This window comes from Herminiimonas glaciei, assembly GCF_042664955.1.
In the GTDB taxonomy this organism is placed as follows: domain Bacteria; phylum Pseudomonadota; class Gammaproteobacteria; order Burkholderiales; family Burkholderiaceae_D; genus Oxalicibacterium; species Oxalicibacterium glaciei.
Window position 1 is genome coordinate 877,570 of the sequence record NZ_JBHTBU010000002.1, and the last position, 25,755, is coordinate 903,324.

25 protein-coding genes are annotated in these 25,755 nt (G+C 54.9%); 23 read left to right on the plus strand and 2 right to left on the minus strand.

The window, feature by feature from the left end:
• The first annotated feature begins 72 nt into the window (after positions 1–72).
• From ACFQPC_RS15100 to ACFQPC_RS15200, 21 genes are all read left to right on the plus strand, one after another.
• Complete coding sequence (locus ACFQPC_RS15100; RefSeq protein WP_382272683.1) at positions 73–561, plus strand: YqaA family protein; 489 nt, start codon at positions 73–75, stop codon at positions 559–561.
• Between the two features lie 141 nt (positions 562–702).
• A complete protein-coding gene (locus tag ACFQPC_RS15105; protein WP_382272684.1) occupies positions 703–4,701 on the plus strand; it encodes a DUF3683 domain-containing protein in 3,999 nt (1,332 codons plus the stop codon).
• A 2-nt stretch (positions 4,702–4,703) separates the two neighbouring features.
• On the plus strand, positions 4,704–5,132 hold the full coding sequence (locus tag ACFQPC_RS15110; protein ID WP_382272685.1) for an HIT family protein: 429 nt from the start codon (positions 4,704–4,706) through the stop codon (positions 5,130–5,132).
• An 80-nt stretch (positions 5,133–5,212) separates the two neighbouring features.
• The gene (locus ACFQPC_RS15115; RefSeq protein ID WP_012080955.1) at positions 5,213–5,650 is read left to right on the plus strand and encodes a gamma-butyrobetaine hydroxylase family protein; all 438 of its coding nucleotides are present in this window, start codon (positions 5,213–5,215) and stop codon (positions 5,648–5,650) included.
• A gap of 119 nt (positions 5,651–5,769) precedes the next feature.
• Positions 5,770–6,504: a bifunctional demethylmenaquinone methyltransferase/2-methoxy-6-polyprenyl-1,4-benzoquinol methylase UbiE gene (gene ubiE, locus ACFQPC_RS15120; RefSeq protein ID WP_012080954.1), complete on the plus strand. Its 735-nt coding sequence runs from the start codon at positions 5,770–5,772 to the stop codon at positions 6,502–6,504.
• Between the two features lie 12 nt (positions 6,505–6,516).
• Positions 6,517–7,446 (plus strand): Tim44 domain-containing protein, encoded by a 930-nt coding sequence (locus tag ACFQPC_RS15125; RefSeq protein WP_382272686.1) that lies wholly within the window; start codon positions 6,517–6,519, stop codon positions 7,444–7,446.
• A gap of 144 nt (positions 7,447–7,590) precedes the next feature.
• Entirely contained in the window at positions 7,591–8,181 is a 591-nt protein-coding gene (locus ACFQPC_RS15130; protein WP_382272687.1) for a ubiquinone biosynthesis accessory factor UbiJ, read from the plus strand.
• On the plus strand, positions 8,178–9,743 hold the full coding sequence (gene ubiB, locus ACFQPC_RS15135) for a ubiquinone biosynthesis regulatory protein kinase UbiB (RefSeq protein WP_382272688.1): 1,566 nt from the start codon (positions 8,178–8,180) through the stop codon (positions 9,741–9,743). Before ACFQPC_RS15130 ends, ubiB begins: the two co-directional genes overlap by 4 nt.
• A 32-nt stretch (positions 9,744–9,775) precedes the next feature.
• Positions 9,776–10,192 carry a PH domain-containing protein gene (locus ACFQPC_RS15140; protein ID WP_382272689.1) on the plus strand — a complete coding sequence of 139 codons (417 nt, stop codon included), beginning with the start codon at positions 9,776–9,778 and terminating at the stop codon, positions 10,190–10,192.
• A 157-nt stretch (positions 10,193–10,349) separates the two neighbouring features.
• Complete coding sequence (locus ACFQPC_RS15145) at positions 10,350–11,450, plus strand: ABC transporter ATP-binding protein (protein WP_382272690.1); 1,101 nt, start codon at positions 10,350–10,352, stop codon at positions 11,448–11,450.
• A complete protein-coding gene (locus ACFQPC_RS15150) occupies positions 11,443–12,369 on the plus strand; it encodes an ABC transporter permease (protein WP_382272691.1) in 927 nt (308 codons plus the stop codon). The genes ACFQPC_RS15145 and ACFQPC_RS15150 overlap by 8 nt, the downstream gene beginning before the upstream one ends.
• On the plus strand, positions 12,362–13,141 hold the full coding sequence (locus tag ACFQPC_RS15155) for an ABC transporter permease (RefSeq protein ID WP_012080947.1): 780 nt from the start codon (positions 12,362–12,364) through the stop codon (positions 13,139–13,141). Before ACFQPC_RS15150 ends, ACFQPC_RS15155 begins: the two co-directional genes overlap by 8 nt.
• A gap of 19 nt (positions 13,142–13,160) precedes the next feature.
• Positions 13,161–14,222 carry an ABC transporter substrate-binding protein gene (locus ACFQPC_RS15160; RefSeq protein WP_382272692.1) on the plus strand — a complete coding sequence of 354 codons (1,062 nt, stop codon included), beginning with the start codon at positions 13,161–13,163 and terminating at the stop codon, positions 14,220–14,222.
• 15 nt (positions 14,223–14,237) lie between these two features.
• Positions 14,238–14,522 (plus strand): putative quinol monooxygenase, encoded by a 285-nt coding sequence (locus ACFQPC_RS15165; RefSeq protein WP_382272693.1) that lies wholly within the window; start codon positions 14,238–14,240, stop codon positions 14,520–14,522.
• A gap of 107 nt (positions 14,523–14,629) precedes the next feature.
• Entirely contained in the window at positions 14,630–14,950 is a 321-nt protein-coding gene (locus ACFQPC_RS15170; RefSeq protein ID WP_382272694.1) for an FmdB family zinc ribbon protein, read from the plus strand.
• A 50-nt stretch (positions 14,951–15,000) separates the two neighbouring features.
• On the plus strand, positions 15,001–15,648 hold the full coding sequence (locus ACFQPC_RS15175; protein ID WP_382272695.1) for a DUF502 domain-containing protein: 648 nt from the start codon (positions 15,001–15,003) through the stop codon (positions 15,646–15,648).
• Between the two features lie 55 nt (positions 15,649–15,703).
• On the plus strand, positions 15,704–17,509 hold the full coding sequence (gene aspS, locus ACFQPC_RS15180) for an aspartate--tRNA ligase (protein ID WP_382272696.1): 1,806 nt from the start codon (positions 15,704–15,706) through the stop codon (positions 17,507–17,509).
• A 97-nt stretch (positions 17,510–17,606) separates the two neighbouring features.
• Positions 17,607–18,107: a dihydroneopterin triphosphate diphosphatase gene (gene nudB, locus ACFQPC_RS15185; RefSeq protein WP_382272697.1), complete on the plus strand. Its 501-nt coding sequence runs from the start codon at positions 17,607–17,609 to the stop codon at positions 18,105–18,107.
• Positions 18,108–18,176: 69 nt separating this feature from the next.
• A complete protein-coding gene (locus tag ACFQPC_RS15190; RefSeq protein ID WP_382272698.1) occupies positions 18,177–18,971 on the plus strand; it encodes an endonuclease/exonuclease/phosphatase family protein in 795 nt (264 codons plus the stop codon).
• A gap of 149 nt (positions 18,972–19,120) precedes the next feature.
• The gene (locus ACFQPC_RS15195) at positions 19,121–20,287 is read left to right on the plus strand and encodes a phospholipase D-like domain-containing protein (RefSeq protein ID WP_382272699.1); all 1,167 of its coding nucleotides are present in this window, start codon (positions 19,121–19,123) and stop codon (positions 20,285–20,287) included.
• A gap of 211 nt (positions 20,288–20,498) precedes the next feature.
• On the plus strand, positions 20,499–21,893 hold the full coding sequence (locus ACFQPC_RS15200) for an MFS transporter (protein WP_382272700.1): 1,395 nt from the start codon (positions 20,499–20,501) through the stop codon (positions 21,891–21,893).
• A gap of 54 nt (positions 21,894–21,947) precedes the next feature.
• Here ACFQPC_RS15200 and ACFQPC_RS15205 read toward each other — a convergent pair whose 3' ends face one another.
• The gene (locus ACFQPC_RS15205; protein ID WP_382272701.1) at positions 21,948–22,682 is read right to left on the minus strand and encodes an anti-sigma factor; all 735 of its coding nucleotides are present in this window, start codon (positions 22,680–22,682) and stop codon (positions 21,948–21,950) included.
• On the minus strand, positions 22,679–23,254 hold the full coding sequence (locus ACFQPC_RS15210; RefSeq protein ID WP_382272702.1) for a sigma-70 family RNA polymerase sigma factor: 576 nt from the start codon (positions 23,252–23,254) through the stop codon (positions 22,679–22,681). Before ACFQPC_RS15210 ends, ACFQPC_RS15205 begins: the two co-directional genes overlap by 4 nt.
• A 212-nt stretch (positions 23,255–23,466) precedes the next feature.
• Here ACFQPC_RS15210 and ACFQPC_RS15215 point away from each other — a divergent pair, with 212 nt between their 5' ends.
• Positions 23,467–23,847, plus strand: a complete 381-nt coding sequence (locus ACFQPC_RS15215) for an RNA-binding S4 domain-containing protein (protein WP_382272703.1) — start codon at positions 23,467–23,469, stop codon at positions 23,845–23,847.
• Between the two features lie 84 nt (positions 23,848–23,931).
• Entirely contained in the window at positions 23,932–25,722 is a 1,791-nt protein-coding gene (locus ACFQPC_RS15220) for an acyl-CoA dehydrogenase C-terminal domain-containing protein (protein ID WP_382272704.1), read from the plus strand.
• Positions 25,723–25,755: the final 33 nt, after the last annotated feature.

The window sequence follows — 25,755 nt, forward strand, 5'->3', positions numbered from 1 at the left end:
CATGCAGTGTATTGATTTTCCTTATTTAATATAGATCGGCCTGCGATTTGAATTTATCGATTCGAGTGACACATGATTGAAAGCGCCGTCCAGTGGGTGTTGACGACGCTGGCCGCACCCGAGGTCGGCCTGCTTTCAGTCTTTATCATCAGCTTTGTTTCCGCGACCCTGTTGCCGCTGGGCTCGGAGCCGGCCGTGTTTGCAGTCGTCAAGGCGAATATAGACTTGTTCTGGCCGACTTTGCTGGTGGCGACGGCCGGCAATACCCTGGGCGGAGCGGTTAATTACTGGCTGGGACTGGGCGCGAAGCAGGTATTCGCGAAGGAAAGGGAAACCCGTTGGTTTGGCTGGTTGCAGCGTTTTGGCGCCAAAACCATGTTACTGGCCTGGCTGCCTGGCATAGGTGATCCCTTGTGCCTGCTGGCCGGCTGGCTCAAGCTGCCGTTCTGGCCGTGCGTCTTCTATATGGCAATCGGCAAATTCCTGCGCTATCTGACCATGACCTGGCTCTTGCTCTATATTCCCGATGGTTTTTGGCAATATCTGGCGAAAATCTTTTAAAACGCGACATCCCGCGATTTTTGCCTTAAGCCATCCTGCCCGAATACCTGTTTTTCCCCTTTTTGCGACACACGTCTGTCGGGCGTGTTGCAGCGCAATCAGCTAAAATGCGTATTTAGCGTTAATTCAATTGACCCACTGATGAACGCCCCAGTACAAATTCAGACCCTTCTGGCCGATGGCCCCGGCGGCGCCGTACCTACGCGCTTGCGTGAAATTCCGTATAACTACACTTCGTTTTCCGACCGCGAAATTGTGATTCGCCTGTTGGGCGAGGATGCATGGCAACTGCTCGACGAGCTGCGCGGTGCACGCCAGACCGGTCGGTCCGCGAGGATGTTGTATGAAGTGTTGGGCGATATCTGGGTCGTGCAACGCAATCCCTATCTGCAAGACGACTTGCTGGACAATCCCAAGCGTCGCCAGGCATTGATCGATGCCCTGCATCATCGCCTGGTTGAAGTCGAAAAGCGCCGCAGCACGGATCTGGCCACCTCGACCGATGAAAACGCGGCACGCCGCAGCGTTGCGGTGGAAGCCTTGCTCAAATCGGCGCGCAAGGCAGTCACTGCCTTTGGCGAAGAATTCCGTCGCACCTACGATTTGCGCAAACGCGCCAACCGCGTGCTGGGTCGCTACACCGAAAAAGACAATATCAAGTTCGATGGCTTGTCGCGCGTCTCGCACGTGACCGACGCCACCGACTGGCGTGTCGAATATCCGTTCGTGGTGTTGACGCCTGACAGCGAAGATGAGATGGCCGGCCTGGTCAAAGCTTGCATCGAACTCGGCCTGACCATCATCCCGCGCGGCGGCGGTACCGGTTATACCGGTGGCGCAGTGCCGCTGACGCCGATGTCGGCTGTCATCAATACTGAAAAACTGGAAGCGTTGGGCGCAGTTGAAATGACCATGTTGCCAGGTGTGGACCGCGAATACGCGACCATCTACTCAGGCGCTGGTGTCGTCACCAAACGGGTTTCCGATGCCGCAGAAAAAGCCGGCTTCGTGTTTGCGGTTGATCCGACCTCGGCCGAAGCTTCGTGCATAGGCGGCAATATCGCAATGAATGCCGGTGGCAAGAAAGCCGTGTTGTGGGGCACTGCGCTCGACAACCTGGCCAGCTGGCGCATGGTGGATCCGAATGGCGACTGGCTGGAAGTCACTCGCCTCGAGCACAACCTCGGCAAGATCCATGATGCACCGGTCGCCAAGTTCAAACTGGAATGGACGCATCCGGCCGAGAAGGGCCGCGTCAACCAGCCTTTCAAGAGCGAAACGCTGGAAATCGCCGGCCGCACCTTCCGCAAGGAAGGCCTGGGCAAGGACGTGACCGATAAATTCCTGTCCGGTTTGCCGGGCGTGCAAAAAGAAGGTTGCGACGGCCTGATTACATCGGCCCGCTGGATCTTGCACAAAATGCCGAAGCACACGCGCACCGTGTGCCTGGAATTCTTTGGTCATTCGCGCGATGCGATTCCATCGATAGTCGAGATCAAGGATTTCCTTGATGCTGAAACCAAAAAGGGCGGCGCTATCCTGGCCGGCCTTGAGCATCTGGATGAACGCTATCTGCGTGCGGTTGGTTATGCAACCAAATCCAAACGCGGCATCTTGCCGAAGATGGCTTTGTTCGGCGATATCGTCGGCGACGATGAAAACGCCGTCGCGCAAGCCGCATCCGAAGTCGTGCGCCTGGCGAATACCCGTGTCGGCGAAGGTTTTGTCGCTGTCAGCCCGGAAGCCCGCAAAAAATTCTGGCTTGATCGTGCGCGTACCGCCGCCATTTCCAAACATACCAACGCTTTCAAAATCAATGAAGACGTCGTGATCCCGCTGGATCGCATGGGTGAGTATTCGGACGGTATCGAACGCATCAACGTTGAACTGTCGATCCGCAACAAGCTGCAATTGCTGGAAGAGTTGCACACCTTCTTCGCCAAGGGCAATCTGCCGCTGGGCAAGAGCGACGATGCGGAAGGTGACGATATCCCGGCCGCAGAATTGCTGGAAGACCGCGTGCACCAGGCGGAAGATTTGATCGCCGCCGCCAATGCACGCTGGACCTACATGCTGGACAATCTCGACCAACCCTTGCGTATTGCAAAGGATGAGTTGAATTTGCTGGGCCTGGAACAACTCTCGCCGGTATTCGAAGAGCGATTGATTGTGCAGCCGGACGCGACCCTGTTCGATGTCATTCAAGACCGCACCATACGTGTGTCGTGGAAAACTGAAATCCGTGCGCCGCTGCGCCAGGTATTCAGTGGCGCATCGTTCCGCCTGATCCTGGAAGAGGCGACGGCGATCCATAAACGTGTCTTGCGTGGTCGCGTCTTCGTCGCGCTGCATATGCACGCAGGTGACGGCAATGTGCACACCAACATCCCGGTCAATTCCGATCACTACCAGATGCTGCAGGATGCGCATGCTGCGGTGGCGCGCATCATGGCGCTTGCACGCTCGTTGAACGGCGTGATTTCCGGTGAGCACGGTATTGGTATTACCAAACTTGAATTCCTGACTGAAGCAGAACTGGCCGATTTCCGTTCGTACAAACGACGCATCGATCCGGAAGGTCACTTCAACAAAGGCAAGCTGATGGATATGTCCGAGCTGAGCGCAGATTTGCGCAATGCTTACACACCATCGTTCGGCTTGATGGGCCATGAATCGCTGATCATGCAACAGAGCGATATCGGTGCGATTGCCAACAGCGTCAAGGATTGCCTGCGCTGCGGCAAATGCAAACCGGTGTGTGCGACCCATGTGCCGCGTGCGAACCTGCTGTATTCGCCACGTAACAAAATCCTCGCAACATCGTTGCTGGTGGAAGCCTTCCTGTATGAAGAGCAGACCCGCCGCGGTATCTCGATCAAGCATTGGGAAGAATTCGAAGACGTGGCCGATCACTGCACGGTCTGCCATAAATGCCTGACACCTTGCCCGGTCGATATCGACTTCGGTGATGTCTCGATGAATATGCGCAACCTGCTGCGCAAGATGAACAAGAAGTCCTTCAATCCGGGCACGGCAGCATCGATGTTCTTCCTGAACGCGACCGATCCGGCGACCATCAATGCGACGCGCCAGGTCATGATAGGTTGGGGCTACAAGGCGCAGCGCTTCGGTCATGACGTCCTGAAAAAGCTGGCGAAGAAGCAGACTTCCGCACCGCGTGCGACAGTCGGCAAGCCGCCTATCAAGGAACAGGTCATCCACTTCATCAACAAGAAGATGCCGGGTAACCTGCCGAAGAAAACCGCGCGTGCCTTGCTGGATATCGAAGACGATAAAGTCGTGCCTATCATCCGTGATCCGAAGACCACGACGATGGATACCGAAGCCGTGTTTTATTTCCCGGGTTGCGGATCAGAGCGCCTGTTCTCGCAGGTCGGCCTGGCAACGCAGGCGATGTTGTGGAATGTCGGCGTGCAGACCGTCTTGCCGCCAGGCTACCTGTGCTGCGGTTATCCGCAACGCGGTTCCGGCAATTACGACAAGGCGGAAAAAATCATCACCGATAATCGCGTGCTGTTCCATCGCATGGCCAATACGTTGAATTATCTGGATATTAAAACCGTCATCGTTTCTTGCGGTACTTGCTACGACCAGTTGCAAGGCTATGAATTCGAGAAAATTTTCCCGGGTTGCCGCATCGTCGATATCCATGAATACCTGATGGAAAAAGGCGTGAAGCTGGAAGGCGTGAACGGCGTACGCTACATGTACCACGACCCTTGCCACAGCCCGATGAAGTTGCAGGACCCGTTGAAAACGGTGAATGCATTGATCACGACTGTTGACGACCAAAAGATCGAGAAGAATGATCGCTGCTGCGGCGAGTCCGGTACGCTGGCTGTGACGCGTCCTGATATCTCGACCCAGGTGCGTTTCCGCAAGGAAGAGGAAATGACCAAGGGTGCGGATAAATTGCGCGGCGACGGTTTCACCGGCGACGTCAAGATCCTGACTTCATGCCCGTCCTGCCTGCAAGGCTTGTCGCGTTACAACGAAGACTCGGACACCACCGCCGATTACATCGTGGTCGAAATGGCCAAGCATTTGCTCGGACCTAACTGGTTGCCTGAATACGTTGACCGTGCCAACAACGGCGGTATCGAACGCGTGCTGGTGTAAGCATGGCGGCGTGCGAGTTATGTGAGGAAAGCGGCGGGGAAGTACTGTTCCGCAATGAACAGTTGCGCATCGTGCTGATTGCCGATGCCAACTACCCGGGTTTCTGCCGCGTGATCTGGAATGCGCATGTGCCGGAAATGACGGATCTGAAACCGGAAGAACGTTCGGTTTTGATGCGGACCGTGTGTCAGGTCGAAAGCGCACTGCGCGAAGTCATGCAGCCGGAGAAGATCAATCTTGCCAGCCTCGGCAATATGGTGCCGCATCTGCACTGGCACCTGATTCCTCGTTTTACCGACGATGCACATTTCCCGAATCCCGTCTGGGCGGCGACTCAGCGCCAGACTGCGGACGATATACTGATGCAACGTCGCGCCTTGTTGCCTGCATTGCGCGAGGCGGTAGTACGATACGCTTCCTGCAGTGCCTGATAAATTCATACTCAGGCAATCGAACATTCAATCGGCGGTATGCTTGCCGCCTGCACTTTACCCCTGAACGAGAGATGATCATGGCTGGTTCCAAACAAACACCTCCTGCACCGCAACCCACAGGTTTGACGGTGCGCAAGCAATCGCGCGTACTTGAAATCGAATTCGATGACGGTGCCGCATTTTCCTTGCCTTTTGAACTGATGCGCGTCTGGTCGCCGTCGGCTGAAGTGCGCGGTCACGGCCCGGGACAGGAAACCTTGCAGACCGGTCAGCGCAATGTGGAAATCACCGGCGTTGAACCGGTCGGCAATTACGCGATCAAACCTTCTTTCTCGGATGGTCACGATACCGGCATCTTTTCGTGGGAGTATCTGTACCACCTCGGCACCGATAAAGATGCCCTGTGGGAAGACTATCTGCGTCGCCTTGAAGCGGCCGGGTTTACACGTGAAAGCGGACGCGATGCGCCGATGAGCAAGGCTGTTACCGGCGGCTCTGGTTGCGGAAGTCATTGATTTCATTGGCTTTGCGCACAGCTTTGTTACTAAATTTTCTTGCAGTATCGGCAAGTAAAAATAATTTTTAACGTTTTCTTCACATCTCAATAACGCTTGTATAATGTAATTGGCTAGCTATGACAAATTCCACACATTTCGGTTATCAAACCGTCGCTGAAGAAGAGAAAGTCCACAAGGTCGCGGAAGTGTTTCATTCCGTCGCGGCCAAATATGACGTGATGAACGACTTCATGTCGGCGGGCCTGCATCGTTTATGGAAAACATTCACGATTGCCCAGGCTGGTGTGCGTCCCGGTTTCAAAGTGCTGGATATTGCCGGCGGCACGGGCGACCTGGCCAAGGCGTTTGCACGTCAGGCCGGTAGCAGTGGAGAAGTCTGGCTGACTGATATTAATGAGTCGATGTTGCGGGTCGGGCGCGATCGACTGTTGAATAAAGGCTTGATCACCCCAACATCCTTGTGTGATGCGGAGAAATTGCCTTTCCCCGATAACTATTTTGATCGTGTCAGTGTCGCTTTCGGTTTGCGCAATATGACGCATAAGGATGTGGCGCTGGCGGAAATGCGGCGCGTATTGAAGCCCGGCGGCAAGTTGCTGGTGCTGGAGTTCTCGAAGGTATGGGAACCATTGCAAAAGCCGTATGACGTGTATTCGTTTTCAGTGTTGCCGTGGTTGGGCAAGCGTATTGCAGGTGATGCCGAGAGTTACCGGTATCTGGCTGAATCGATCCGCATGCATCCGGATCAGGAAACACTGAAAAAAATGATGCAGGATGCTGGGCTTGAAAGAGTCGAGTATTTCAATTTGACAGCCGGCGTGGCGGCATTGCACACCGGTATTAAACTCTAGGAGACGAGCATTATGAAGAAATTACTTTTGGCAGTCGCAGTGATGGTCAGTTCGATGACCTTCATCGCTGTAGAAGCGGAAGCCAAGCGTATGGGCGGCGGCGGTTCTTTCGGTAAGCAATCGCAAAGCTTCCAGCGTCCGGCTCCGGCTCAATCTTCGTCGGCCAGCAACGCTGCCAAACCTGCAGCGGCACCAGCTGCGGCTGGCGCGGGCGCAGCTGCAGCAGCCAAACCTAGCATGATGAAAAGCATCCTCGGCGGTGCATTGCTCGGCCTGGGCCTGGGCGCACTGTTGTCGCACCTGGGTATCGGCGGCGCATTTGCCAGCATGATCAGCACCATCCTGATGGTTGCCCTGTTCGCTTTCGCAGCGATGTTCATCTACCGCATGATCAAAGGCAAAAACGCTGGCAATGGCGCGCAACCTTCGTTTGCGAATGGTTACTCGGCAAAAAACAGTACACCTGATATCGGTTCGGGCATCAATCAGCAAGCGAACCAACCATCGGCCCTGCAATCGGCAGCGCCTATGGCATCCGGTGCTGCATACGGCGCGGCAAATGATTTGCCAGCTGATTTCGATGTGGAATCGTTTGTGCGTAACGCAAAAACCTATTTCATCCGCTTGCAAGCTGCATGGGATAAAGCTGATATCAACGATATCCGTGAATTCACCACGCCGGAAATGTTTGCAGAACTGAAATTGCAATTGCAGGAACGTGGCGCGACACCAAACGTAACCGATGTCGTGACACTGGATGGCGAGTTCTACGGTGTAGAGACAGTTGGCAATGATTACGTCGCCAGCATCAAGTTCACAGGCCTTATCCGTGAAGCTGATTACGCACCGACCGAACCGTTCACCGAAGCATGGAACCTGTCCAAGCCAATTAATGGCAATGGCGGTTGGGTTTTGGCTGGTATCCAGCAATTACCGCAATAATTACCGCAATAAAAGCGGGGAATTGCGCTATCCGGCAGTCAGTCAACTCCGACTCGCCATGTAGATAGTTAGCGACGCCACGCAGCAAACTGCTAAACTTGAAGCCGCCCGTGAATGGTTCACCGGCGGCTTTATTTTTTGACGATGACATCTCTTTCCCCTGCCAACATATTCCCTGCCGCGATTAACCACCTGCTTGCGCAGGAAGCGTGGGCCCGTGCCAAGCTGATGCCGCATGCCGGCAAGGTGGCGGTGCTGGACGGCGGTGTGCTGGCAGTGCGCCTGAAAGTCAGCGCTGATGGCATGGTGGAGACGGCTGGCGCGGATGACATGCCGACCGTGACGATACGCATGCAAATGTCCGACCTGCCGCTGATCATGCAGAACCGGGAGCGCGCGTTTTCATATGTCAAAATTGAAGGCGATGCCGATTTTGCCAATACTATTTCGCAACTGAGCCAATCCTTGCGCTGGGAAGCAGAAGACGACCTGAGCAAGGTCGTCGGTGATATCGCTGCCACCCGTATCGTGGCCGGCGCACATAGTGCTGTGAATACGGCCAAAGCCTTGCATCAGTCGGTGACTGAAAACATCGCCGAATACTTTCTGGAAGAAAATCCCCTATTAATCCGTCCGCAGGCGGTCGCCGGCTTCACCGCAGAAGTGACCCGCTTGCGTGACGACGTGGCACGACTCGCGAAGCGGATCGAAAAGCTGAAGGGCAGTAAGCAATGATATTGAAATTTCTTCGCGTCTTGAAAATCATCCGTGTCGCGCTGCGTTACGGACTCGACGAGATCGCCATCTCGGGATTGGCGATTCCGCGGACTGCCAGATTTATCAATCAAGTCATGTTCTGGCGCGACCTGTCGGCGCCACGCGCGATCCGCTTGCGGCGAGCGCTGGAAGACCTCGGCCCTATCTTCGTTAAATTCGGCCAGGTGCTGTCGACACGCCGCGACCTGATGCCTATCGACATCGCCGATGAACTGGCGCGCCTGCAGGATCGCGTGCCGCCTTTCTCGTCCGAGCTGGCGATTGCACAAATCATCAAGTCGCTGGGTGCACATCCGGATGTCCTGTTTGCCGAATTCGATCCGGTACCGGTGGCATCCGCCTCGATTGCGCAAGTCCATTTCGGTCGCCTGAAAAACGGCACTGCGGTGGCGATCAAGGTGCTGCGCCCCGGCATCAAGAAATCAATCGATGAAGACGTCGCACTGATGCACATCCTGGCCGGCCTGGTCGAGCGTATGTGGGCCGATGGCAAACGCCTGAAGCCGAAAGAAGTGGTCGCCGAATTCGATAAATACCTGCATGACGAGCTCGACCTGATGCGCGAGGCGGCGAACGGCAGCCAGTTGCGCCGCAACTTTGCCGAATCCAATTTGCTGGTCGTACCGGAAATGTTTTGGGATTACTGCTCGACTTCGGTCATCGTGATGGAGCGTATGGTCGGCATCCCGATTTCGCAAACCGATAGATTGATTGCCGCCGGCGTTGATTTGAAAAAATTGTCGCGCGATGGCGTGGAGATTTTCTTCACGCAAGTCTTCCGCGATGGTTTCTTCCATGCCGATATGCATCCGGGGAATATCCAGGTTTCGGTAGAGCCTGCAACCTTCGGTCGTTATATCGCACTGGATTTCGGTATCGTCGGCACGCTGAACGATTTCGACAAAGACTACCTGTCGCAAAACTTCCTTGCCTTCTTCCGTCGTGATTACAAGCGCGTCGCTGAGGCACATATCGAATCCGGCTGGGCGCCGAAAGAAACGCGTGTGGACGAACTGGAGTCGGCAGTGCGGGCTTGCTGCGAACCCATCTTTGACCGGCCCTTGAGCGAAATTTCATTCGGCCAGGTCTTGTTGCGCCTGTTCCAGACCTCACGCCGCTTCAATGTCGAAGTGCAGCCGCAACTGGTGCTCCTGCAAAAGACTTTGCTGAACGTTGAAGGACTCGGACGCCAGCTCGATCCGGAACTGGATTTGTGGAAAACGGCTAAGCCTTATCTGGAAAATTGGATGAATGAGCAGGTCGGCTGGCGTGGTTTGTGGGAAAACCTGAAAGCCGAAGCACCGCGTTACAGCAAGCTGCTGCCGCAATTGCCGAGGCTGGCACATCAGGCTTTGACCCAAGTATCGCAACCCCAGCATGACAATACAGAACTGATCAGACGGTTGCTGGAAGAACAGAAGCGCACTAATCTCTTGCTCGGCGTCGCCGTTTACTTTGGTGGCGGCCTGGTTGCCGGCGGGATTTTGACGCTGGTGTTCTTTACCTTTATAGGTGGATAACGCAGTAAGGCGGTATCTGCAGGGGAGCAGTAATGCCTACGGTCTATCGTTCCAAAGTTGATGTCTGGTTGTTCGTCGTACTCGCTTTCGCTGCGCTGGCTTCCTTGTATTCAGCCGGGCAGACCATGCTTTCCAATACGCCGGGTGCAATCCTGATTGCGTCGCTGGTCGCGGCTGTAGGCTTCGGTTTGCCCGCCTGGTTGCTGTTGTCAACGCGTTACACACTGGAAGCATCCCGCCTGCTGGCACAAAGCGGCCCGTTCAAATGGGTCGTCCCACTGGCTGATATCAAAAGCATCACACCCAGCAATAACCCGCTTTCCAGTCCGGCGCTATCGCTGGATCGCCTGCGCATTGATTACGGCAAGGGCAGGATGTTGCTGATTTCCCCGCGCGATAAAGAGCGGTTCCTGAGCGATATCGAGGCCGCCCGTCGCGCTGCGAGCTGAGTCTGCCCGGCGATTTCAAGCCAGCCGGACTTGCCAGTATGGCCGGTGGCCGCGACAGTCTTGGTTCTGATGTGCCATTTTTGAGAAATCAGGCGCGCTATTTGCTACAATTGCCCCGGTTTTTGTATCTATCCCTTGCAGCCCGGCCCAGGACAAGATGGCGCTCCTCGAAATTCGCAATCTCATTCGTCGCTTCGGCGACAACACCGTAGTCGACAACATCAGTCTCTCGATAGAGGCCGGTGAGTTCTTCACTTTGCTCGGACCTTCGGGCTGCGGTAAAACGACACTCTTGCGCATGATCGCAGGCTTCGATGTGCCTGATGCAGGGCAGATCCTGCTGGATGGCGTCGACCTCACAGGCGTGCCGCCTGAGCAGCGTCCGGTGCGTACCGTATTCCAGAACTACGCTTTGTTCCCGCACATGACGGTGGGTGGCAATATTGCCTTCCCGCTGGAAATGGCGAATACCCCTAAAGCCGAGATCCAGAAAAAAGTCGAAGAAGCGCTGGAAGATGTGCGCCTTACCGGTTTCGCTGCACGTTATCCGCACGAACTGTCTGGCGGCCAGCGTCAACGCGTGTCAATAGCGCGGGCGCTGGTGACGCGTCCCAAGTTGCTGTTGCTGGATGAGCCTTTGTCGGCACTCGACGCGCAGTTGCGCGAACAGATGCAGATCGAGCTGATTAACCTGCAAAAAGAAGTCGGTATTACCTTTATCTATGTCACGCATGACCAGGCTGAAGCGCTGGCTTTGTCGCACCGGATTGCGGTGATGAACAAGGGGCAGGTCGAGCAGCTGGATGAACCTACCCGTATTTATAGCTATCCGCGCAGCCGTTTCGTCGCTGATTTTATCGGCACCTGTAATTTGTTTGATGGCGTCGTGACCAAGATCAATGGCGACATGATGTGGCTGGATGTGCCGGGCATGGGTGAGGTCAAGGCCTTTACTTCGCCGGGTGTCACGGTCGGCAGCAAAGGCACGATTGCCTTGCGTCCGGAAAAAACCCAGGTCAGCGCCGAGATCGTACGCGGCGTGGCGGACGAGAATCACTTTGATGGTTACGTCAAAGAATTGCTGTATATGGGCGGCGTGACGGTTTACATCGTCGAAACCGAAGGCGGCGTACGCATAGAAACCATGCTGGCAAATTCGGCTATCGGTCGTCCGCGCTTCTTTGAAGTCGGCGATGCGGTGGATGTGGCGTGGCGTGTCGATGCCGGGCATTTCCTGCCGGAAGCGGCTCATGTCTGACGCAGTGGCTACACCTGCGACAAGCAAGCCGGTGAGCGGCAAGGGTGGTCTGGCGCGCTGGTTGATCAGCGGACCGCCACTGTTGTACCTGATCGTTTTCTTTGCCGTTCCGACGCTGATCATGGCGTTTGCCGCATTCCGCTTCCCCGGCGATTACGGCGGACTGGCACCTTTGTTCGATGAGACTGGTGCGCTGGACCTGACGCTGGAAAGCTTCACACCTTTCTTTACCGATTTTATTTACACGGCGATCTTCCTGAAGTCGCTGCTGTTTGCTGTCATCACCACCCTGGTATGCCTGGCGATGGCTTATCCGCTGGCCTTACTGATTGCGCGCAGTCCGCAGAAATGGCGCAACCTGCTGGTCTTGCTGGTGATCCTGCCGTTCTGGAGCAACTTCCTGATCCGTATTTATGCATGGATGATTTTGCTCGGGCCGCAATCGGCTTTGACGCGCGGCTTGAATGCGGTGCTCGATGTCTTTGGTTTCGAACCCGTGACTTTGCTGTATAGCGCTTTCGCGGTGATCGTCGGCCTTGTGTATGTACACCTGCCTTTCATGGTCTTGCCGCTGTACGCGAATCTTGAGAAGCATGATCCTGCCTTGCTGGATGCAGCGCAGGATCTGGGCGCCGGTAAATGGCAGACATTCTGGCGCGTCACCTTCCCACTTTCCCTGCCGGGCATTTATGCCGGTGCGGCGCTGGTCTTCATTCCTGCACTGGGTATCTTTGCGGTGTCCGACATCCTCGGTGGCACCGGCGGCATCATGATCGGTAATGTCATCAAGCAGCAATTCCTCGATTCGCGCGACTGGCCTTTCGGTAGCGTGTTGTCCATCATGTTGACGGTTGCTGCGCTGGCAGCTGCCGGTTTCGCCGCCTTGCTCGCGCGTCCACGCCGGAGGCAGCATGCATAAGACACGTCCGCATTCAATAGGACTGACGCTGGCTGCGGTGCTGGTGTATGCCTTCCTGTATGTGCCGCTGGCGATCGTGGTGGTGTATTCCTTTAATGATTCACGCCTGAATGCCGAATGGGTCGGCTTTACGCTGGATTGGTATCGCACCTTGTTTGCGAATGAAGAAATGCTGCGCGCCGCCGGCAATTCGCTGATCATTGCTTTGGTTTCGAGCGCGGTCTCGACGCTGCTGGGTACGATGGCGGGCTTTGCCTTGCATCGTTACAAAATCCGTTTGCTGCAGGTGCTGGTGCTGACGCCGATTGCGATTCCGGAAATCCTGGTTGGCGTCTCATTGCTGATTTTCTTTGTGATGCTGAACCTGACTTTGGGCATGTTGTCGGTGACGCTGGCGCATATCGCCTTCAGCATGGGCTTCGTTGCCATCGTCGTGCGTTCGCGCCTGAGCGGCATGGATGAGAGCCTGACCGAAGCTGCGCGCGATTGTGGTGCAACGCCGTGGCAAGCTTTCCGTCGCGTCACCTTGCCGCTGATCATGCCGGGCGTGGTGGCCGGTGCGCTGATGGCGTTTACCTTGTCGATCGACGATTTTGTGATTACCTTCTTTACTGCCGGTGCAAATACATCGACCTTGCCGCTGCAAATCTATTCGATGATCAAGATTGCCGTGACGCCGGAAGTAAATGCGGTTTCCACCTTGCTGATGGCACTGACTTTGTTCCTGATAGTGATCGCTTCCAAGCTTTCCCCGAATGCATTCCGTTCCTGACTTTTTCTTTGGATCTGCCATGAAAAAATTATTCGCCATCCTGTCGCTGTCACTGATTGCCGTTTCCGCGCAGGCGCAAGGCAAGCTGCATTTGTACAACTGGAATAACTATATTGCAGCCGAAACCGTGCAGCGTTTCGAGGCGGCATGCAAATGCCAATTGGTACAAAGCTACTACGGTGACAATGAAGAGATGCTGGCCAAGCTGGCCGCCGGTGCCAAAGGTTACGACCTGATCGTGCCGACCGGAAATGCCTTGCAGTCGCTGATTAAGCAGGGCGCATTGCAGCCGCTGGACAAGAGCAAGCTGGCGAATTTCAAGAACCTGAATCCGCAATACCTGAATACCGATTTCGATAAGGGAAATCAGTACTCGGTGCCGTATGCATACACCATCACTTTGCTTGGTTACAACGAGCAAAAAATGAAGGAACTCGGTATCCCGGTGGATAGCTGGGCGGCGATTTTCGATCCGGCCATCCTGGCGAAAATCAAAGGCAAGGTAACGGTGCTGGATTCGGCCAATGAATTGATGGCTGCTGCCTTGAAGTATCTCGGCTACTCGGTCAACGATACCGATGAAAAGCACTGGCAGGAAGCGAAGAACGTGATCCTGAAAGCCAAGCCTTACTGGGCCGCATTCAACGGCACCAGCTACATCAAGGGTTTGACGGTCGGCGATATCTGGCTGGTACATGGTTATTCCAGCGATATCTTCCAGGCTGACCAGGATGCACAGAAGGCCGGCCGTAAATTCCGTATTCGCCACGCCTTGCCAAAAGAAGGCGCGGCGATGTCGCTGGATAGCCTGGTGATACCGAAAGACGCACCGCGTCCTGAGCTCGCACATCAATTCATCAACCTGATCCTCGACGGCAAAAATTCTGCCGAATTGACGAACCTGATCGGCACTGGCAATCCAAACAGCGCCGCCTTGCCATTTATCAAACCGGAAATCGCGAAAAATCCTGCGATCTTCCCGGACAAGGCCGAAGCTGCGAAACTGGAAATGCTGAAAGATTTGAATAGCAAGCAGCGTCGCGCACTGAACCGCATCTGGACCGAAATCCGTGCCAAGTAAAATGAGGGCGTGCGCATGCTGAAAGTGATCGCGCAGGATTTCATCCGGCCTGAATTCATCGCTACGGTGCGCCCCTTGTATGAAGAATTGGTCGCAAAAACGCGCCTGGAAAAGGATTGCATTTCGTACAATCTTTATATCGATCAAAAGGATCCCGGCCATTTCGTCTTTATCGAAGAGTGGCCAGATCGACAAGCTTTGGATGAGCATTGCCAGACCGAACACTTCCGCCGCCTGGTGCCGCTGATTGATAGTTACCAGCGCGAGGCCGGTACTTTCCTGCTAATGGACGCCTTTTAGGGCGAAAGTCACGGCTGGCGGGGCGCTACAGTTACAAGTCCCCGGTAAATCGGGGCAGAAAACCTTTATAATTCAGGGTTTTGGATGATTTTTGCGGGAATTTTTTCATGCCGATTTATGCGTACCGCTGCGAAGCGTGTGGTTTTGCCAAAGATGTATTGCAAAAGATATCTGACCCGGTGCTGACCGATTGCCCGACTTGCGGCAAGGCGACTTTCAAAAAACAACTGACAGCGGCTGGTTTCCAGCTGAAGGGCACCGGCTGGTATGTGACCGATTTCCGTGGCGGCCAGGGTGGCACGACTGCGCCTGCGGTGTCGAATACTGCAGGCAGTGATGCTGCCAAATCCGATAGCGCGGCGGCAGCTCCGGCACCGGCGGCGCCTGCAACGGCTGCGGCACCTGCTGCAACAAAGTCTGACTCTTGATAAATTTATCGGGCCGGGATTATCCGGTGCGATTCTTACGGTAGAAAATCATGCGTAAATATTTTATTACCGGCTTGCTGATCCTCGTTCCACTCGCAATTACCTTATGGGTATTGAATCTGATCGTCGGTACGATGGATCAATCGCTGCTCCTGCTGCCGGCGCGCTGGCGGCCGGAAGCCTTGTTTGGCTTTGCGATTCCCGGCCTCGGCACGATATTGACCTTGCTGGTTATCTTCCTGACCGGCCTGGCTACACGTAACTTCATCGGTAATCGCGTCGTCGCACTGTGGGAATCCATCCTGCATCGCATTCCTGTATTCAATACGATTTACTCCAGCGTCAAGCAAGTCTCGGATACCTTGTTTTCTTCATCCGGCAATGCATTCCGTAAAGCCTTGCTGATTGAATATCCACGCAAGGGCGCCTGGACCATCGCGTTCCTGACCGGCGCGCCGGGTGGTGATGTGCGTAACCATCTGGTGGGCGACTACGTCAGCGTGTATGTGCCAACCACGCCGAATCCGACCTCGGGTTTCTTCCTGATGGTGCCGCGTGCCGAAACAGTAGAGCTCGACATGAATGTCGACGAAGCATTGAAATACATCGTCTCCATGGGCGTTGTGACTCCGGAACATTTTGAAAAGAAACTCATCATTGATCCGAATCAAACGCAAGCGAACGATACCCCACAATAATTAACGATCGCGTAACAGCGATTGAATCAAAAGAACCTGAAACTGGAAATTCACTATGTCAATGCGAACTCATTACTGCGGCCTTACTTCTGAAGCGCTGCTCGACCAAACCGTCAGCCTGTGCGGCTGGGTACATCGTCGTCGTGACCACGGCGGCGTTATCTTCATCGACCTGCGCGATCGCGAAGGCCTGGTGCAAGTCGTATGCGATCCGGATCGCGTCGATGTATTCAAGGCAGCCGAAGCAGTACGTAATGAATTCTGCCTGCGCATCACCGGTGTCGTACGTAGCCGTCCTGATGGCACCAGCAACAGCAACCTGACTTCGGGCAAGATCGAAGTATTGGCGCATGAGCTCGAAGTGTTGAACGCTTCGGTCACGCCACCGTTCCAGCTGGATGATGACAACCTGTCGGAAACCACACGCCTGACACATCGCGTGCTGGACCTGCGTCGTCCGCAAATGCAAAACAATCTGCGCCTGCGTTACAAGGTCACGATGGAAGTGCGTAAATTCCTCGACGCGCAAGGCTTCATCGATATCGAAACACCGATGCTGACCAAGTCGACCCCGGAAGGCGCACGTGATTACCTGGTGCCATCACGTGTCAACGCCGGTCACTTCTTCGCCTTGCCGCAATCGCCGCAATTGTTCAAACAATTGCTGATGGTTGCCAACTTCGATCGTTACTACCAAATCACCAAATGCTTCCGCGACGAAGATTTGCGTGCTGATCGCCAGCCTGAATTTACCCAGATCGATTGCGAAACTTCGTTCATGAACGAACAGGAAATCCGTGACCTGTTCGAAGGCATGATCCGCCTGGTCTTCAAGAACGCGCTTGATGTTGATTTGCCTAACCCGTTCCCGGTAATGGATTACGCAACAGCGATGGGCCTGTACGGTTCCGACAAACCGGATATGCGCGTCAAGCTCGCATTCACCGACCTCACCGACATCATGAAAGATGTCGAATTCAAAGTATTCTCCGGTGCAGCGAATATGGAAGGCGGCCGCGTAGTCGGCTTGCGCGTTCCGGGCGGCGGCGCGATGCCACGTTCCGAGATCGATGCCTACACGCAGTTCGTCGCTATCTATGGCGCGAAAGGCCTGGCATACATCAAGGTCAACGAAAAAGCCAAAGGCCGTGACGGCTTGCAATCGCCTATCGTCAAAAACATCCATGACGAAGCATTGGCAAAAATCATCGCAGCAACCGGTGCCGAAGACGGCGACCTGATTTTCTTCGGTGCTGATAAAGCGAAAGTCGTCAACGATGCAATCGGTGCCTTGCGCGTCAAAGTCGGTCACAGTGATTTCGGCAAGAAGAGCGGTTTGTTCGATGACGAATGGCGTCCATTGTGGGTCGTCGATTTCCCTATGTTCGAATTCGACGAAGAAAACCAGCGCTGGTCGGCTACCCATCATCCATTCACCGCGCCAAAAGACGGCCACGAAGATTTGATGGAAACCGATCCTGGCAAATGTATCGCCAAAGCCTACGATATGGTCTTGAACGGCTGGGAATTGGGCGGCGGTTCGGTCCGTATCCACCGTGCCGACGTACAGAGCAAGGTATTCCGTGCATTGAAGATCGGTGCCGAAGAAGCGCAACTGAAATTCGGCTTCCTGCTCGACGCATTGCAATACGGCGCGCCGCCGCATGGCGGCCTGGCTTTCGGCCTGGATCGTATCGTTACCATGATGACCGGTGCAGAATCGATCCGTGACGTGATCGCTTTCCCGAAAACCCAGCGCGCACAATGCCTGTTAACACAAGCGCCGTCGGAAGTGGATGAAAAGCAATTGCGCGAATTGCACATCCGCCTGCGCAATGTAGAACCTGCGGTCAAAGCGTAATCACGTTTTTGCGGCATAATAAAAAGGCGCGGAGTTCCGCGCCTTTTTTGCATCTTTTTATTTCCTATCGTTTGCGGTCAGAAAGAAACAATCTGCAATGACTGTGCAATACAAAATCCCCGAATCTGTCCTGGTTGTCATCCATACCGCTGAAATGGAGGTATTGCTGATAGAACGCGCCGACCGGCCCGGGTTCTGGCAATCGGTGACCGGCTCCAAGGATGAAGAAGGCGAACTCTTGCTGGAAACCGCTGTCAGAGAAGTGGCGGAGGAAACAGGAATTGTTGTACAGAATTTATCTGAGCCTGCGTCGACAGCTGCAAAATTTCCCGGTGTCCCGCTGGAAAATTTACAGGACTGGCAACTTTCCAACGTTTACGACATCTATCCTGTGTGGCGCCATCGTTATGCACCGGGCGTGACGCGCAATACCGAGCATGTATTCGGTTTGCAAGTTCCGCGCGACATACCGATCGTGTTGGCTCCGCGCGAGCACCTGAATTTTATTTGGTTGCCGCACCGAGAGGCTGCTGACAAGTGTTTTTCTTCGTCAAATGCCGAAGCGATTTTGCAGCTCCCCATGCATATGACGATTTGATACGGATATCGTTTCATCTGACGGGTTTCGGTTTTTATCTTTTGTTTAAGACTTAGGCCATACAACAGCATGCAATTACGTATCACGACGTACAACATCCACAAAGGCGTGTCCTCATTCGGCAGTCGCCCGCGAATACATGCACTCAAGCAGGCGATCAATAGCATGAAGTCCGATGTGCTGTTCCTGCAGGAAGTGCAGGGGCGGCATGACCTGCACGCGCTGAAACATGCGACCGACTGGCCGGAATTGTCACAGCAGGATTTCCTCGCCGGTGATTCGCACGAATGTGCTTACGGCATGAACGCGGTGTATGACCACGGGCACCATGGCAATGCCTTGTTGAGTTGCTATCCGATCCTGTCGTCACGCAATCAGAATATCTCAGACCACAAATACGAATCACGCGGCATCCTGCATTGCGTGGTGCGTGCACCGGAAGCGGAAGTACATTGCTTCGTCATCCATCTGGGCTTGTTTGCCGGCAGCCGTAAACGCCAGACTGAAGCCTTGATCGAAGCCGTCACCAGCTCGGCGCAAAAGGATGAGCCCTTGATTATTGCCGGTGACTTCAATGACTGGAGCAATGACCTCAGCGAAGAGCTGCGTGCGCGCCTGGGTGTGCACGAGGTATATGACGAGAACCTCGTAAAACGCGGCTTTGGTACCTATATCCGACAACTGGCCGGTCGCGGCCCGAAAATACAACCGGCACGTACTTTTCCGGCTGCGATGCCATTTTTACGGCTGGACCGGATTTATGTGCGCGGTTTCAAAGTAGAATCAGCGGAAGTCTTGCATGGAGCGATCTGGGCGAAGTTGTCTGACCACGCGCCCCTGGTCGCCACCCTGCGCTTGAAATAGCATATGGTTAGACAGGCCGTCGACAGAGCGGCAGGGCAGTAGCTACAGCTACGGCCTTATAAAGCAGTTGGCACAGGCTCGTTGGTGTATCCGGGCCTGTATTGCAGCCAACTTCACAACCAATCATTCAAAGCAAGGCACCTCCGCTTATGCGTTCAGTCAGCTTCACGGGCAATAACGATATCGAGCTCCTGCATTGTGGCGCTGAATACTTCCCGGCGCTGATCGCGGCATTCGAAAAAGCGAATCAGGAAATCTATCTCGAGACGTATATTTTTGCTGATGACGTGACTTCGAAGCTGGTCAAGGACGCATTGATACGGGCCGCGCAACGCGGCGTTATCGTGAATGTGCTGACCGACTGGCTGGGCACCGGCAACAAGGAATCCGCCTTGCTGCACAGGGAATTCCAAAAGAACGGCGTCGAGCATCGCAGCTTTAATCCACTCTTTATCCGCGGCATCGCCCGCATGCATCGCAAGGTGTGCGTAGTTGATCGCGTGGAAGCTTTTCTTGGCGGCTTGAACATCGTCGACGATATGCACGACGATGGCGATGTGAACATCGCCTTGCCGGCACCACGCTGGGATTTTGCGGTACGCGTGACCGGGCCATTGGTCGCAACCATCCATTGGGAAGTCGCGGTGCATTGGGCGCGCCTTGGTAGCCTGAGCTGGCGTACGCGCTGGGCTACCTTCAGGGAATTGCGCCAGAATAAGCCCAGCGATGCACGCGGCCCCATGATCGCCGGCCTGGTGATGCGCGACAATTTGCGACATCGGCGCACGATACAAGCCGCCTACCTGAAAGCATTGGGTACCGCACGCCACTCCGCCTTGCTGGCGAATCCTTACTTCGCACCCGGCCGCAAACTGCGTAACGGCCTGGCTCAGGCCGCGATGCGTGGGGTTGATGTGACCTTGCTGCTGGGGATAGGCCACTATCGCTTCCAGGATGTGGTCGCACGTTCCTTTTATCGTCGCTTGCTGAAAGCCGGCGTCAAGATTGTCGAATACCGGAAGACGCATTTGCACGGCAAGGTCGCCGTCATCGATGATACCTGGGCCACCGTGGGGTCGAGTAATTGCGATGGTTTCAGCCTGTTCCTGAATCAGGAAGCGAATGTGGTGGTGCTGGATACCGAGTTCGCGCAAAAGCTGCGTGTACAGATAGAGCAGGGCATAGCCGATGGGGTGGTGATGAATTGGGAAGAGTATGCCAACATCCCTCTGTACAAACGCATCTTCTATCGCTTCTCCTACTTCATTTATAAAAACCTGATGCGTGTCATGACCTGGGGTAAATCGAACGAGTAGCGTCATGCCTCCCCGGCACGCAGATTGCCGCCAGCAAGCGTAAGTCCCACTTTCCACCGTCTATCGACAGCATTTCATAGGCGTCGCCGACGCGCAATTCAAAATAGATTTACACTACGCCCAGTGACGTGGCGCTGATATACATTGAATATATGATCAATGTTATCGGCGCCACAATTATTTAGACTACCGATTAATGGGTTAGAGCTATATGTCCACGCAGAGTAGTGCAGCAGTACAGCAGGAAGTGACGGAGCAGGACGGCTTGCCGGAAAACGAGAGGCGCTGGGCCATTGTTTCGGTCGCGATCGGGGTCGGCATGGCGTCGCTGGATACCGCCATTGCGAATACCGCCTTACCGTCTATGGCCTTGCAATTGAATGCGACTCCGGCTGATTCAGTCTGGATCGTGAATATCTATCAGCTGGCGATGGTGGCGACCTTGCTGCCGTTCGCGGCGCTTGGGGAGATCCTCGGCTATCGCCGCATTGCCATCTTTGGCTTGCTTCTCTTCACAGCGGCTTCGCTGGCTTGCGCATACGCCTGGTCTTTGCCTACCCTGGTCATTGCGCGCTTCTTCCAGGGCGTCGGTGCCAGTGCGATTATGGGTGTCAACACCGCCTTGCTGCGTTCGATTTATCCGGCGCGCATGTTGGGCCGCGGCCTGGGTACCAATGCGCTGGTGGTGGCGGTGGCGTTTGCCGTCGGTCCGACTACTGCTTCGCTGATTCTGTCGGTCTGGTCCTGGCCATGGCTGTTTGCCGTCAATGTACCGCTGGGTTTGTTTGCCTACTTCCTGGCGCGCAAGGTCTTGCCGCACACCCGACGCGCGACGCATAAATTCGATGCGCTGACTGCCATCTACAACGCCGGTGCTTTCGGTTTGCTCATCCTGGCCATCGGCGAAGGCGCGCATCTCAGCGATGCCAGAACTGTGGCGCTGGAATTATTCGGCGCACTGGTTTTCTTCATCCTCCTGCTACGTCGGCAAAAGGGACATGCAGCGCCTATGTTGCCGGTGGATTTGTTTCGCCGTCCGCTATTCACTTTGTCTGCGTTGACGGCTGTCTGCACTTTTGCGACGCAAAGCCTGGCCTTCGTTTCGCTGCCGTTTTACTTTGAATCCGTGCTCGGCCGCTCGGCGATAGAAACCGGTTTCCTGATTACGCCGTGGGCGGTACTGGTCGGCATCATGGCACCGATAGCAGGGCGTCTGAGCGATCACTATCCACCAGGCTTACTGGGCGGTATCGGTTTGTCCGTGCTGTCAGCGGGCATGGTTTCACTGATACTGATGTCGCCTGATGTGTCCGTGTTCGGCATATGCTGGCGTATGGCGGTGTGTGGCATAGGCTTCGGCTTCTTCCAGGCGCCTAATTTGCGCGCCATCATGAGTAGTGCGCCACCTGAGCGCGGTGGCAGCGCCAGCGGTGTGGTGGCCACCTCGCGCTTGCTGGGGCAGGCATCCGGCGCGGCTTTGGTCGCTTTCTGTTTCATCATCTCGACGCAACACGGCGAAACGCTGGCACTGGGGCTGGGGGCAGTTTTTGCAGCGATCGCCAGCATTGCCAGTTTTATGCGTTTGTTTGTGCAGCAACCCAAGTAAAAAAGCGGGCCTCATTACGAGGCCCGCTTTTTTCATATCACTAAACTGTCTGACTTAGATATGCAGCCATGCGCCTTTGAAGACGATAGGTCCGGTCGGACCGTTCGGATTCGGCGAGCCACCTTTCGGTTCCAGTGTGACCGCCAGCAAAGGAATCGAGTCCGGCGTAGATCCCGCTGGCATAGGCAAGGTCACCGTACCATCGGCGGCGATCAGGCCGAGTGACCGTGGCGCCCCGTCTTTCGGTACGGCCCACAATTCCAGACTCTTGTCTTCAGCTACCGCCTGGCGTGTCACAACCTTGATGACCATTTTGTGATTATGCGCATCGCCGGTCACCAGCGCGATAGGCTCTGCCTGCTCGTTGGTCAGCGTGGCGACGAACATCGGTGCTTGCGGCACGGCGACTTCCGGTTGTCGCGTCAGCAAAACGGCGATCAGCACAGTTGCCAACGCAGTTGAAGTCATGCCAAGGCCGCGCCAGAAGCTGAGGTCTTCGCGCAGGTTCAGCCAGAAGGATTTGCGGTGTTGCTGTTCGGCTTTCTTCAAGCCTATCTGTTTCGAGATGGCGCGCCAGACTTCCGGCGATGGTTGTACCGGTGTTGCGAATTCGGATAGCGGATTGAGCCTATCCTGCCATTCGCTGATGGCGAACCTGAGCGCAGCATCTTCCGGCAACCATGATTCCAGGCGTCGACGAGCACCACCCTTGAGCGTACCGAGTGCATATTCAGCAGCCAGCATTTCACGCAAGGTGGCATTTTGCCGGACGTTTTGCCGGATACTCATACGCCCTCCAGTTTAGTCAGGCACAGGCGCAGTTTTTCCAGTCCGCGTCGTACCCAGGTTTTTACGGTGCCTATCGGCAGTGCTAATTGTTCAGCGACTTCGCTATGCGAGAGGTCATGGTAAAACGCCAGTGCAATGGCTTGCCGGTGCAGGCTTTCCAGCTTGGCAAAGCAGCGCGCCAAAGCCTTCGACTCATCCGAGATCTGCAATGCTTCGATCGGAGTTGGATCTACACTTTCCAATGCGTCCATGACTTCCTTGTCAAAATTGTCGGCATCGATTTCCACCGCGCCATCCAGGCGGCGCAAGGTATCGAATGCCTTGTTACGCACTATGGTTGTCATCCAGGTCATCGGCGCGGCCAAACCGGCCTGGTAGCTGGCCGCGTTGTTCCAGATGCTGACAAAACTTTCCTGTATGACTTCTTCCGCCAGTTCGCGCTTAACTAATATACGCAGCGCAAAGCCAAACAGTTTCGAAGAAGTTGCATCGTAGAGCTGGCGGAAGGCGTCGCCATCCTTGCGGGCGGTGGCGGCGAGCCAGGTTTTGAGTTGGCGGGTATCAGCTGTCAATTTTCAGTCCATTTCAAAGAAGGCTGGCATAAATGCATTATTGATAACATTTCTGTACCGTATTTTTATTCTTGCAATGCGCAGATTACCTCATGACACCTCAAACATACGTATTTTTTAACATTGCGAATCGCGCGGTGCAAAGCTGATGTGACGCCTGTTTTCATAGCTGGCTACAATGGTGTTTTACTGGCAGACGGGTACGAAGCACGATGGCGACAGAAAATGTGCGTTTGGATAAATGGTTGTGGGCTGCGCGTTTCTTCAAGACACGAACGCTGGCGACCGATGCCGTTGACAAGGGTAAAGTGAAGCTGGAGCGGGAGCGGATCAAGCCGGCACGTACCGTCAAATGCGGCGACCTGCTGCAGATCGATAACGGTTCGACCGAATGGGAAGTCGTCGTGCAGGCTTTATCCGATGTGCGCGGTTCGGCTGAAATGGCGCAAAAACTCTATGCGGAAACCGAACAAAGCGTTATACAGCGACAGCAGGAAGCGGATCAGCGCAAATTTTTCAAGGAACCCGGCCTCGGTATCAAGGGCCGGCCGACCAAGCGTGATCGCCGCTTGCTGGATAAAACAAATCAATAAGATGGCGGCGGGGCGCAGTCAAAATCGCCGTCATGCGCTAGTATTGAACTAGCAAATCATTAAATCAGCCGCGAGGAGACGTTTATGGGTCAATACATTGCACCGTTGCGCGATATGCAATTTGTGCTGCACGAATTACTTCATGTTGCAGATGAATTGAAGGTTTTACCCAAGCATGCTGAGATCGACGCCGACATCATCAACCAGGTACTGGAAGAAGGCGGCAAGTTCACCTCCGAAGTCCTGTTTCCGCTGAACCATAGTGGCGACCGTGAAGGTTGCAAACTGGATAGCACTACACACGAAGTTACTCCACCCAAAGGTTTCAAAGCCGCCTACGAGCAATACGTGGCTGCCGGCTGGCCTTCGCTGACCTGCGATCCCGAATATGGTGGACAGGGCTTGCCTATGGTCTTGCAGAATTCCTTTTATGAAATGCTGAATTCGTCGAACCAGGCCTGGACCATGTATCCGGGTTTGTCGCACGGCGCGTATGAGTGTCTGTACGCACACGGCACCGAACAGCAAAAAGCACTTTACCTGCCGAAATTGGTGTCCGGCGAATGGACCGGTACCATGTGCCTGACGGAAGCGCAATGCGGTACCGATCTTGGCCTGCTGCGTTCCAAGGCTGTACCGCAGGCAGATGGCTCGTACAAAATCACAGGCAGCAAAATCTTTATTTCCGCTGGCGAGCACGACATGGCGGCCAACATCCTGCATCTGGTGCTGGCACGCTTGCCGGATGCACCGGAAGGCACCAAAGGTATTTCATTGTTCATCGTGCCCAAATTCCTGCCGGATGCGGATGGCAAGCTGGGCGCGCGCAATCCTATCTTCTGCGGTGCACTGGAAGAAAAGATGGGCATACACGGCAATGCGACCTGCCAGATGAATATCGATGGTGCTACCGGCTGGCTGATAGGCGAACCGAACAAAGGCTTGAATGCGATGTTCGTGATGATGAATGCGGCACGCCTCGGCGTCGGTATGCAATCGCTGGGCCTGACCGAAGTGGCTTATCAGAATGCGCTGGTCTACGCGAAAGACCGCCTGCAAATGCGCAGCCTGACCGGTCCCAAGGCAACCGACAAACCGGCGGATCCCATCATCGTGCATCCGGATGTACGTCGCATGCTGCTGACCGCCAAAGCGTATGCCGAAGGTGGTCGCGCGTTCAGCTCCTACGTTGCGTTGCAGATCGACAAGGAATTGAATCATCCGGACGAAGCGGTGCGCGCCGAAGCAGTGGATGAAGTCGCATTGTTGACACCTATCATCAAAGCCTTCCTCACCGACAATGGCTGGATATCGACTTCGGAAGCGATGCAAGTGTATGGCGGTCATGGCTTCATTTCCGAATGGGGCATGGAGCAATACGTACGTGATTCGCGCATCAATATGATTTACGAAGGTACGAATACCATCCAGTCACTGGATTTGCTGGGCCGGAAAATCCTGCTGGATAACGGTGCCAAGCTGCGTAAATTCGGTGCCAAGATACAAGCCTTCATTGAAGAGAACGGCACCGACGAAGCAATGTCGGAATTCATCACGCCATTGGCCGATCTCGCAGACAAGGTCACCAAGCTGACGATGGAAATCGGCATGAAAGCGTTCCAGAATCCGGATGAAGTTGGCGCTGCGGCCGTGCCTTATCTGCGCGTGGCAGGGCATCTGGTGTATGCCTACTTCTTTGCACAAATGGCAAAGATCGCATTGGCCAAGCAGGATGACAGCGATCCATTCTATAAATCCAAGCTGGCGACAGCGCGCTTTTACTTCGCCCGCCTGCTGCCTGAAACCGCGATGCTGATACGCCAGGCACGCGCCGGTTCGGCCAGCCTGATGGCACTGGATGCCGAATTGTTTTGAACTTGAGACCAGCTCGTTACGACTGAAACCAGC

Bases quoted from the DNA above. Each gene is read 5' to 3' on its own strand.
- ACFQPC_RS15100 (WP_382272683.1), top strand. From the start codon at position 73: ATGATTGAAAGCGCCGTCCAGTGGGTGTTGACGACGCTGGCCGCACCC.
- ACFQPC_RS15105 (WP_382272684.1), top strand. From the start codon at position 703: ATGAACGCCCCAGTACAAATTCAGACCCTTCTGGCCGATGGCCCCGGC.
- ACFQPC_RS15110 (WP_382272685.1), top strand. From the start codon at position 4,704: ATGGCGGCGTGCGAGTTATGTGAGGAAAGCGGCGGGGAAGTACTGTTC.
- ACFQPC_RS15115 (WP_012080955.1), top strand. From the start codon at position 5,213: ATGGCTGGTTCCAAACAAACACCTCCTGCACCGCAACCCACAGGTTTG.
- ubiE (WP_012080954.1), top strand. From the start codon at position 5,770: ATGACAAATTCCACACATTTCGGTTATCAAACCGTCGCTGAAGAAGAG.
- ACFQPC_RS15125 (WP_382272686.1), top strand. From the start codon at position 6,517: ATGAAGAAATTACTTTTGGCAGTCGCAGTGATGGTCAGTTCGATGACC.
- ACFQPC_RS15130 (WP_382272687.1), top strand. From the start codon at position 7,591: ATGACATCTCTTTCCCCTGCCAACATATTCCCTGCCGCGATTAACCAC.
- ubiB (WP_382272688.1), top strand. From the start codon at position 8,178: ATGATATTGAAATTTCTTCGCGTCTTGAAAATCATCCGTGTCGCGCTG.
- ACFQPC_RS15140 (WP_382272689.1), top strand. From the start codon at position 9,776: ATGCCTACGGTCTATCGTTCCAAAGTTGATGTCTGGTTGTTCGTCGTA.
- ACFQPC_RS15145 (WP_382272690.1), top strand. From the start codon at position 10,350: ATGGCGCTCCTCGAAATTCGCAATCTCATTCGTCGCTTCGGCGACAAC.
- ACFQPC_RS15150 (WP_382272691.1), top strand. From the start codon at position 11,443: ATGTCTGACGCAGTGGCTACACCTGCGACAAGCAAGCCGGTGAGCGGC.
- ACFQPC_RS15155 (WP_012080947.1), top strand. From the start codon at position 12,362: ATGCATAAGACACGTCCGCATTCAATAGGACTGACGCTGGCTGCGGTG.
- ACFQPC_RS15160 (WP_382272692.1), top strand. From the start codon at position 13,161: ATGAAAAAATTATTCGCCATCCTGTCGCTGTCACTGATTGCCGTTTCC.
- ACFQPC_RS15165 (WP_382272693.1), top strand. From the start codon at position 14,238: ATGCTGAAAGTGATCGCGCAGGATTTCATCCGGCCTGAATTCATCGCT.
- ACFQPC_RS15170 (WP_382272694.1), top strand. From the start codon at position 14,630: ATGCCGATTTATGCGTACCGCTGCGAAGCGTGTGGTTTTGCCAAAGAT.
- ACFQPC_RS15175 (WP_382272695.1), top strand. From the start codon at position 15,001: ATGCGTAAATATTTTATTACCGGCTTGCTGATCCTCGTTCCACTCGCA.
- aspS (WP_382272696.1), top strand. From the start codon at position 15,704: ATGTCAATGCGAACTCATTACTGCGGCCTTACTTCTGAAGCGCTGCTC.
- nudB (WP_382272697.1), top strand. From the start codon at position 17,607: ATGACTGTGCAATACAAAATCCCCGAATCTGTCCTGGTTGTCATCCAT.
- ACFQPC_RS15190 (WP_382272698.1), top strand. From the start codon at position 18,177: ATGCAATTACGTATCACGACGTACAACATCCACAAAGGCGTGTCCTCA.
- ACFQPC_RS15195 (WP_382272699.1), top strand. From the start codon at position 19,121: ATGCGTTCAGTCAGCTTCACGGGCAATAACGATATCGAGCTCCTGCAT.
- ACFQPC_RS15200 (WP_382272700.1), top strand. From the start codon at position 20,499: ATGTCCACGCAGAGTAGTGCAGCAGTACAGCAGGAAGTGACGGAGCAG.
- ACFQPC_RS15205 (WP_382272701.1), bottom strand. From the start codon at position 22,682: ATGAGTATCCGGCAAAACGTCCGGCAAAATGCCACCTTGCGTGAAATG.
- ACFQPC_RS15215 (WP_382272703.1), top strand. From the start codon at position 23,467: ATGGCGACAGAAAATGTGCGTTTGGATAAATGGTTGTGGGCTGCGCGT.
- ACFQPC_RS15220 (WP_382272704.1), top strand. From the start codon at position 23,932: ATGGGTCAATACATTGCACCGTTGCGCGATATGCAATTTGTGCTGCAC.